An 8,913-nucleotide genomic window follows, 5' to 3' on the forward strand; every position below is an offset into this window, starting at 1 on the left:
AATGGCGTTCTGGTCGAAATGGTGGAAAGGCAAGGTTGCTGTTGAGGCTCCTGCTACACAAGCCGCTCCGGCCAAGCGTCCAATGAAAATTGGTGAAGGCGTCGTTACTAATTCCAACATCAAGCCCAACATCGCGCCAACGCAGGTCTTTACTATTGCTAAGCATCCGGATGGGGTTGGCCCCGCTGGTGGTATGGCTATGGATAACGCCATTGATGGTGTCCAGAGCTGGGCGAATAGCTTTGCATCTGCTGGGTACATGACCGAGGGTATTACCTTTCTCGGCTATGCCTACTTGTCGGAACTTGCCCAGCGGCCAGAATATCGGGTGATGTCTGAAACCATTGCTTCGGAAATGACCCGCAAATGGATCCAGTTCACATCAAGTGCAGATGAGGGCGAGGACAAATCAGAGCGCATCAAGGAGCTTGAGGCCGAGTTTAAGCGGCTGAACGTGCGTGATCTGTTCTGCCGGGCCACCGAGCAGGATGGTTTCTTTGGGCGTGGACACATCTACATTGATACGGGTGATACCGACGATCCAGAAGAGTTGAATAAATCCATCGGCAACGGTTGGGATAAACTCAGCGTTGCCAAGATGAAGAAAAAGCCGATCAAGGCACTGCGAACTGTTGAAGCGGTATGGTGCTATCCGACCAGTTACAATTCGAATGATCCGCTAAAGGACAATTGGTATCGTCCTGATAGTTGGTTCGTACAGGCCAAGACGGTACATTCATCACGGCTTCTGACCTTCATCGGACGCGAAGTGCCGGACCTGCTGAAGCCGACCTATTCATTCGGCGGCCTATCGATTTCGCAGATGGCCAAACCATATGTTGATAACTGGCTGCAGACCCGCCAGAGCGTCAACGACATCATTTCGGCCTTTTCTGTGTTTGTTCTGGGAACAGACATGGAAACAATCGTTCAAGCTGACGGGCAGCAGCTTTTTGCTCGCGCTGAACTCTTCAACAATCTGCGGGATAACCGCGGACTGATGATGATCAATAAGGACAGCGAGACATTCGCCAACGTCTCCGCGCCCCTTGGCGGCTTGGACCAATTGCAGGCCCAGTCACAGGAGCACATGGCAGCTGTTAGCCATATCCCTACTGTGAAATTGCTGGGAATACAGCCGGCAGGGCTGAATGCGGACTCCGAAGGGGTCATGCGCAGTTTCTACGACTACATCGGCGCGTACCAGGAACATCTTTATCGGGATCAGCTTCGCAGATTGCTTGGTCTGATTATGATCTCCCTTTGGGGGAAGGTAGACAAGACCATTGACTTCGAATTTGTGCCGCTGTGGTCTCTCGATGAAAAGTCCGAAGCTGAGGTCGATAAGATCGAGGCGGAAACAGATCAGATCCTAGTTGATACTGGCGCTATTTCTCCTGAGGAAACCCGCAAGCGGATCGCAGATGAGCCGGGGTCAAAATATGCCTTTATCGATGTCGATGACGTACCCGACCTTCTTGATGAGGAAGAACATGGGCTGGCGCCGAAGGGTGGTCATCTCATGAATGGACTTGCCGAAAAGGGCAAATCGGATGATACGGTAGGGGATCATCTCTTCGGAAAGGCAACGGCAGCGTGATGACCATGGCGACACCGCAAACAATTAAGGCGCTCGTTCGCAGTGGCTTCACTACGGATTGTCCAAACATGCGACGCGCTTTGACTCTGTCTAAGGCATTTTCAGTAGCCACAGATACCTATCGATCAAATCCGTCTGCGGAAAATGAAAAAGACATTTGGATCGCAGCTGATAGGTTTCGTTGCGAGCATGGGCACAGGGTGCAACTCCGTCGCGAAATCATGGCATCATGATCAAACTGGATCTATGGGATATCATCAACGCCAAGAATACCAAGGCAATGGGTGATATCCGGGACAGTCTTGAAACCCCGGAGAACGATGTTGCCGACGATCCAGCGAAAAAGCAGGACGAGGGAAAAGACACTCCGTCCGACACACCCGAACGCCGGGATTGAAGCTGATTATCGTCGTCGCCTGAATGTCCTGATCGATGAGATGGCCAAATCGGTTCAATACTGGATCGAGGCAACCTATCGCCAGAACACCCCAAGGATCGCTCAGGACGAGACCCCGGCCGAAGCGCTGCGAAAGTCCATGAAAGACCTGTCATTGCGCTGGACGAAGCGCTTTGACGAAATGGCGAGCAAAATGGCCGGGTATTTCGCCCAGTCTGTTGAACGTCGCACCGCCGCATCACTCAAGAGGATCATGAAGGATGGTGGCTGGACTGTAGAGTTCAAGATGACGCCAGCCATGCGTGATGTTCTCGACGCCACCGTGAATGCCAATGTATCGCTAATCAAATCCATCCCTGAGCAATACCTGTCTCAGGTGGAGGGTATTGTCATGCGAGGTGTTCAAACGGGCCGTGATCTTGGTCAAGTATCGAAAGACCTGCAGGAACGATTGGGCATAACGAAGCGCCGTGCCGCCCTAATCAGCCAAGATCAAAACGCCAAGGCGACGGCGGCAATGACCCGCGCACGATATGTAGAGCTTGGCTTGGATGAAGCTGTATGGGCCCATTCAGGTGGAGGGCGGGAACCAAGGCCATCACACCTCAAGGCGGGTCGAGAGAAGACTCGTTACAAGATATCTGAAGGTTGGCTTGATCCAGATGTTGGTGAGCACATCCAACCCGGAGAATTGATCCATTGCCGATGTGTTGGGCGACCGCTCATCAAAGGCTTTAGCTAAATCAACCGGAGTAATCCATGCATTCTCATCTGCAAGACTTCGCGCATGAATTGATTGCGCGTCATGGACCACGCACGTCCGGAATGATCTGGCAGGCCTTTACCAATGTTGGGAACATCGTCCCAGGAACATCGGTTTCCGACCAAATAGCATCCGTTGAAAAAGCACTTAAGGGCGATGACCGCTTGAGCTTTGAGGATGCCACCGGGGGCCGCGAGGGTGGGCTGTTCAATCACCGCGATAATCACAACGACAATTGATTTCACCGCAATGTGCGGCTTTTTCTTGGGGTTTTAGATGCCAGCCGTATCAGAGAAGCAGAAGCGGGCCATGTATGCCGCCGCTGAGGGAAAATCGCGTCTGGGCATTCCAAAAGATGTCGGCGAGGAATTTATCGCGGCAGATGCCACCAATGGGCATGCATGCGGCACACTTTATGTAGCGCCGGATGGTGATGTTCTGGTGCTGCGCCGGTCCTCAAGCGAAGAGAACTATGCGGGCCATTGGGCTTTGCCCGGTGGTGTAGCCGAAGATGGTGAAACACCAGAGCAGACCGCACAGCGCGAATCCGATGAGGAAGTGGGCGACGTACCAAATGGCAAGCGAAAGCTGCTGGACAGCCGCGTTACGCCAAATGGCATGGCATTTCATACCTATGCGCAGGCGGTAGGTGAGAAGTTTGTTCCAAAACTGAATGATGAACACAGTGGTTATGCCTGGGCACCGCTGAACCAACTACCGGAACCATTGCATCCCGGCTTCAAGCAGATGCTTGGCGATCGGCTGGATATCGCCGCCGATATGAGCTCGGAAGACTGGGATTGTCTGCGACAGGGCTTTGCCAAATGGACCCGTGAGGAAGAAGGCGAGCCAGAACATGGTGAGGCCATGGATTCAATCGCCATGGACCGCAATAGCATCCGGCGTGTTGATCAGGATGGACATCTCTTCGTTGAGATGACGCCAATCAGCAAGGCAAACATTTGCCCATATTACGGCAAGGAAATACCAAATGCGGCTCAGATGGGGCTCGATCCTGAGCGTGTTTACAAGCTCTATCGCGATCCAAAAGAGCTTGCGAAGGCCGCCGGATCGTTTGCAGGCAAGCCCATACTGCTTATCCATACCCCAGTTAGCGCTGATGAGCATCCGCGTGAAGTTGTGATTGGATCGGTCGGAAACACGGTTGAGTTCAAAGCGCCCTATCTGATGGCCCCGCTCAACATCTGGGACGGTGAGGCCATCGAACTAATCGAAACCGATGAGCAAAAAGAATTGTCGTGTGGCTACCGATATCGGGCCGACATGACATCGGGAACCGTCAACGGGGAAACCTTCGACGGCATAATGCGAGACATAGGCGGAAATCATGTCGCCTTGGTACGTGAGGGTCGCGCCGGGCCCGACGTTGTTATCGGCGATTCAGCAATTGAACCTTTGAAGGAGGCCGACATGGCTGCAAAGAACACATCGAGTAAAGCCAAGCAGGCCGCGCTCACCACTGCCCTGACCGGTGTCCTTGCTCAGGATGCCAACATTGATGAAGTCGTGAAGAAGCTGATGGCCCTCGATGACGATCTTCCGAAGAATGCGGCGGAAGACGAGGACGATGAAGAAGCGGCCGAAGCCATGGATGGCAACGAGGACGACAAGGTAGCAAAGGCTGAGGACGAATCCGAAGAAGACGCGGATAAAAAGGCCGAAGATGAAGAAGACGACAAGAAGGAAACCATCACACAGAAGGCCATGGACAGCGCCATTCAAATCGCTGTGAAAAAAGCGCAGATTGCCGAGCGCAAGAACCAGCGCGAAACCTTTGCCGCTCTGGAATTTGTTCGTCCCTATGTCGGCAATCTCGCAATGGCTCACGATAGCGCCGATGATGTCTTCCGAACGGCTCTCTCATCGCTGAATGTTGATATTGAAGGTGTTCATCCTTCCGCATTCAAGGCAATCCTGAAGAGCCAGCCGCTGCCAGGTTCGCAGGTTCAGGCCACGCCGCGCGTTGCCATGGATGCCAAGGGTGTCAATTCGTTCCACGAAATGTTCCCGGCCGCAAAAACTAATCCCGTCAAGACGCTCTAAGCGCTTCTTATCATTCACCAGTCATCGGCCACCATTGAGTGGCCTTTTTTATGAGGAGTATCCCACATGGGATTCCAGACACAGGCTGTTTATAATCCCGCTCCGGCGGTAGAAGGCGATTTCGCCAGCACCAATCCACGCGCAGTCGTGCTTGCCGGACCTGGTGGTCTGGTGGCGGGTACTTCTGCGATTGTCGGTCGCTTTGCTTGGGCAACGAGTTCGTTCATCGACGGCGATGGCGCACCTGCCGTTGTCAATGCATTCGGCTCCGGTCCAGTGACCGGCTTCATTCACCGTGAAGGTCAGGCGCTGATCCAGAACTATCTGCAGGAAGCATCCATGCAGATTCCGGCAGGCTTCCCGATCACCGTCTTTGATGGCGGTGACTTCTGGGTGAAAAACAACGGTGCAGCCCAGGCTCTTCCAGGCATGAAGGCTTATGCCAACTATGCGGACGGCAAGGCAACATTTGCAGCAACCGGCGCGCCTGCCGGTGCATCCGGCTCGGCAAGCTCCGTCGCGGCCGCCACTTCATCCACGACCGGCTCCATTGCGGGCAACGTCCTGACGGTTACGGCTGTCGGTTCCGGCTCTGTTTACGCCGGCACGACAATCTCCGGTACGGGTGTTGCATCGGGTACTGTTGTTGTCAGCCAGCTTTCCGGTACTCCGGGCGGCATCGGTACCTATTCGCTCAGCATTCCTGAACAGACCGTCGCATCCACCACGATCAGCGGCACTTACGGTGTTCTGACAGTTGGCGGCACTGTTGTTGGTGTGTTTGGCGTCGGCAATACCCTGTCGGGCACTGGCGTTGTGGCTGGCACGGCCATCACCCAGCAGTTGACCGGTACGACTGGCGGCGCTGGCACCTACGTTGTCAACAACAATACCATTGTCGCTTCGACGGCCATCACTTCGGCAACCAATGTCGAAACCAAGTGGTTCTGCCGCACATCCGGCCTTCCGGGTGAACTCGTCAAGATCGGCTCGCATCTGCAGGGCTAATCACCTTTCAATCCAACTTAACGCCGGTCGCGTTCGCGCCGGCGGCTCCTGAGGAGAATTACAATGGAATTTCATGACTATCATCAGGCCGCCGCAGCCTGGAACGCACATCGCCCGATGTTCGAAGCGGCCGGCATCTATCTGCCTGGTGCAAAATCCTACGTTACCGAAGAGTTCAAGCGCAACTCTCTTGCCCTGGACGCGCAGCCTGCATTGGCGACCACATCGAACGCCGGCATCCCCGCATTTTTGACCACACTCATTGACCCGGAAGTTTACAAGATTCTGTTTTCGCCAACAGCGGCCGCAGAAGTGCTCGGCGAAGTTCGCAAGGGCACGTGGGTTGATCAGACGGCAATGTTCCCGGTTGTCGAAGCCACTGGCGAAGTTTCCAGCTATGGCGACTACAATGAGAATGGTAAATCCGGCGCCAACATGAACTGGCCGCAGCGTCAGTCCTATCTGTTCCAGACCATTTCGGAATATGGCGAGCTGGAAATCGAGCGTGCTGGTCTCGGTCGCGTCAACTGGGTTGGCGAAGTCGATGGCGCCGGCACACAGGTTCTGTATCGCTTTCTGAACCAGACCTACTTCTTTGGTGTTCAGGGCCTGCAGAACTATGGTCTGCTCAATGATCCGAACCTTTCTGCTCCGCTGACACCGGCTTCCAAGGCTTATGGCGGCGTGAAATGGGTCAACAACGGTCAGATCGTCGCAACAGCCAATGAAATCTTCGCCGATATCCAGGCGCTTTGGTATCAGCTTCAGGGTCAGCAGGCTAATGGCTTGGTTGATCAGAAGACCAAGATGACCCTGGCACTTTCTCCTGGTTCGGAACTTGCTCTGACGGCAACCAACTCGTTCGGTGTCAATGTCTCTGAACTTCTTGCCAAAAACTTCCCGAACCTGCGCATTGTCTCGGCCGTCCAATATGGTGCACAGAGTGCAACCAATCCGGTTGGTGTGGCTGCAGGCAATGTCGTTCAGCTCATTGCTGACGCGATGGAGGGCCAGGCAACCGGTTACTGCGCATTCAACGAAAAGCTTCGCGCTCACCCAATCATCCGCGCAATGTCTTCATGGAAGAAGAAGATGACTGCCGGCACTTGGGGGGCGATCATCCGCCAGCCAATGGGTATCTCCCAGATGCTGGGCGTCTAACAAATCTCAACCAACTTAATCGGCCGATGCGGACGCGCATCTTGACGGACAGGTGGCCCGCAATCACTCCACGGCACCTGCCTGTCACGTGACGCCGAATTTTCAACGAAAGGAGCATCACATGCCCGGAACTATCACAGTTGCTTGCAAACTCCCTCATGGTCTCGTTCTTCGTCTTCATAAAAAGATCGAGGTGCAGGATCCGCTTCCCGGCGGCGGTACACGCGCCGTTGACAAATGGATCGCTGACGCATCCAAGCCAACGGTCACCCTCAAGGGCTATCTGGACAAGTATGATCCCGGTCTTGCCCCGGCTGCTCGCGGTTCAAGCTATGCCTTCACGCACAATGTCGACAAGAACTTCTTTGACGAATGGCTGAAGCAGAATTCTGATCTGGATGCCGTGGTCAACGGCCTGATTCTTGCGCACAGCAAGGATACGGTTGGCGCCTCCAAGGAACGCAATGATACACGCTCCGGCCTGGAGCCGATCGATCCGAAGCGCCTCAAAGGCAAAATTCAGACCGCGGATGAGCAGAAGTTTCTCGACATTGAAGTACCGGCCTGATCAGGGCCTTCAAATAAGGAGGGCGGCTCATGGGCGTTCAGGTCACGTTCGACTATGCCAGTTGGGCCGCCATCTACCCGATGTTCCCGAATGTATTGCAGACACAGGTCATCAACGGCGCGTTGCCGATCGCTGAACTCTATTGCCGCAATGATGGTGGTGGTCCTGTCGGTACTGCGGCCATTCAAACCACCTTGCTTAATCTCATGGTGGCCCACATCTGCCAGATTATGTATGGCGTGAATGGACAGCCGCCATCGGGTGTTGTTGGTCGCATCAGTGACGCAACGGAGGGCAGTGTGTCCGTCTCAACGGATTACATGTCCACGGCAAACAGCGCTTGGTATCTGCAGACGCCATTTGGGGCTGCATTCTGGGCAGCCACAGCACCCTATAGAACTGCTCGCTATATTCCCGGCCCAAGACGGGCCTATGGCCGCTGCTTCTATTAACAATCAGGAATACACACAATGGACGATAGAATTTCCATGCTCGCGAAAGAGCTTCGTAATTTCATGACCGAAGTGCTGGACCGGCTTGATCGCCTGGAGGCCGCTGCGGGCTCTACTGACGCGAAAGCGACCGCAGCGGCAGCGTCCCAGCCACAGTCGAAGAAATCGAGTGCTGACGCCTCTGTGGCTGATTAAGCGCCCGTCTCAACCACCAAAGGATAATCTCAATGGATATCGATGTTCTCGACAAGCGTGTGCAGGCCCTTTCCGCGCTGCTTCCATATGTCGATGCGCTTGTGGCACTTGCTGCCCCCGCAGTTATGGCAGCCGATCTGGCTCCAGTTGCTGAGCATCTGGGTGTTGAGCCGGTCGCTGAGGCTCCAGCGATAGAAGCCGCGCCAGAAGCTCCAGCTGCAGAAGAGCCAAAGGCCGAAGAACCAGCACCGGCCGAATAATGGTCAAGATTAGCGGCGGGAATAAACTTGAGGCGGCACTTGCTGAGATTGCCAAGAGGGTCACACAGGCTTCATCGGTAGATATTGGGTTGCTTGATGGCGCCACATATCCAGATGGAACCTCCATTCCGATGGTTGCCGCCATTCAGGAATTCGGTGCGCCCGCTCGCAATATCCCGCCCAGACCGTTCTTTCGCAACATGATCGCGGCCAAAAGCCCCGAATGGCCAGAGGCCGTTGGCGAACTCTTGATTTCCAATGATTACGACGCATCGAAGACCTTGGGTCAGACTGGTGCGGCTATCAAAGGGCAGTTGCAGCAGTCAATTGCTGATTTCAATGGTGTACCGTTGTCAGAGGCAACTATCGCCAAAAAGGGATCATCCAAACAGCTCATCGATACTGGCGTGATGATCAACAGCGTTGATTTTGAGGTCAAGTGACC

Annotated in this window: 12 protein-coding genes; all 12 read left to right on the forward strand. The window is 54.4% G+C overall.

Annotated features, from left to right (window positions below; translation table 11 throughout):
• Position 1: 1 nt before the first annotated feature.
• The 12 genes from AC1Q5O_RS03790 (at position 2) to AC1Q5O_RS03845 (ending at position 8,911) form a co-directional block, all read left to right on the forward strand.
• Positions 2 to 1,600 (forward strand): DUF1073 domain-containing protein, encoded by a 1,599-nt coding sequence (locus AC1Q5O_RS03790; RefSeq protein WP_071477275.1) that lies wholly within the window; start codon positions 2 to 4, stop codon positions 1,598 to 1,600.
• Between the two features lie 229 nt (positions 1,601 to 1,829).
• Positions 1,830 to 1,997, forward strand: coding sequence for a hypothetical protein (locus AC1Q5O_RS03795; protein WP_492561916.1), 168 nt, complete (start codon positions 1,830 to 1,832; stop codon positions 1,995 to 1,997).
• 40 nt (positions 1,998 to 2,037) lie between these two features.
• Positions 2,038 to 2,739, forward strand: coding sequence for a phage head morphogenesis protein (locus AC1Q5O_RS03800; RefSeq protein ID WP_071477349.1), 702 nt, complete (start codon positions 2,038 to 2,040; stop codon positions 2,737 to 2,739).
• Between the two features lie 17 nt (positions 2,740 to 2,756).
• The gene (locus AC1Q5O_RS03805) at positions 2,757 to 2,999 is read left to right on the forward strand and encodes a hypothetical protein (protein WP_071477274.1); all 243 of its coding nucleotides are present in this window, start codon (positions 2,757 to 2,759) and stop codon (positions 2,997 to 2,999) included.
• Between the two features lie 70 nt (positions 3,000 to 3,069).
• Complete coding sequence (locus AC1Q5O_RS03810; protein ID WP_492561917.1) at positions 3,070 to 4,824, forward strand: DUF2213 domain-containing protein; 1,755 nt, start codon at positions 3,070 to 3,072, stop codon at positions 4,822 to 4,824.
• A gap of 66 nt (positions 4,825 to 4,890) precedes the next feature.
• Positions 4,891 to 5,832, forward strand: a complete 942-nt coding sequence (locus tag AC1Q5O_RS03815) for a structural cement protein Gp24 (protein ID WP_071477273.1) — start codon at positions 4,891 to 4,893, stop codon at positions 5,830 to 5,832.
• A 63-nt stretch (positions 5,833 to 5,895) separates the two neighbouring features.
• On the forward strand, positions 5,896 to 6,993 hold the full coding sequence (locus AC1Q5O_RS03820; protein WP_218152608.1) for a hypothetical protein: 1,098 nt from the start codon (positions 5,896 to 5,898) through the stop codon (positions 6,991 to 6,993).
• Between the two features lie 121 nt (positions 6,994 to 7,114).
• On the forward strand, positions 7,115 to 7,561 hold the full coding sequence (locus AC1Q5O_RS03825; protein WP_071477272.1) for a hypothetical protein: 447 nt from the start codon (positions 7,115 to 7,117) through the stop codon (positions 7,559 to 7,561).
• Positions 7,562 to 7,590: 29 nt separating this feature from the next.
• A complete protein-coding gene (locus AC1Q5O_RS03830) occupies positions 7,591 to 8,013 on the forward strand; it encodes a DUF4054 domain-containing protein (RefSeq protein ID WP_071477271.1) in 423 nt (140 codons plus the stop codon).
• Positions 8,014 to 8,031: 18 nt separating this feature from the next.
• A complete protein-coding gene (locus tag AC1Q5O_RS03835; RefSeq protein ID WP_177192627.1) occupies positions 8,032 to 8,208 on the forward strand; it encodes a hypothetical protein in 177 nt (58 codons plus the stop codon).
• 32 nt (positions 8,209 to 8,240) lie between these two features.
• The gene (locus AC1Q5O_RS03840; RefSeq protein ID WP_071477270.1) at positions 8,241 to 8,468 is read left to right on the forward strand and encodes a hypothetical protein; all 228 of its coding nucleotides are present in this window, start codon (positions 8,241 to 8,243) and stop codon (positions 8,466 to 8,468) included.
• On the forward strand, positions 8,468 to 8,911 hold the full coding sequence (locus tag AC1Q5O_RS03845) for a hypothetical protein (RefSeq protein WP_218152607.1): 444 nt from the start codon (positions 8,468 to 8,470) through the stop codon (positions 8,909 to 8,911). The genes AC1Q5O_RS03840 and AC1Q5O_RS03845 overlap by 1 nt, the downstream gene beginning before the upstream one ends.
• Positions 8,912 to 8,913 lie beyond the last annotated feature (2 nt).

The sequence above is a fragment of the Phyllobacterium sp. MT110 genome, assembly GCF_058792715.1.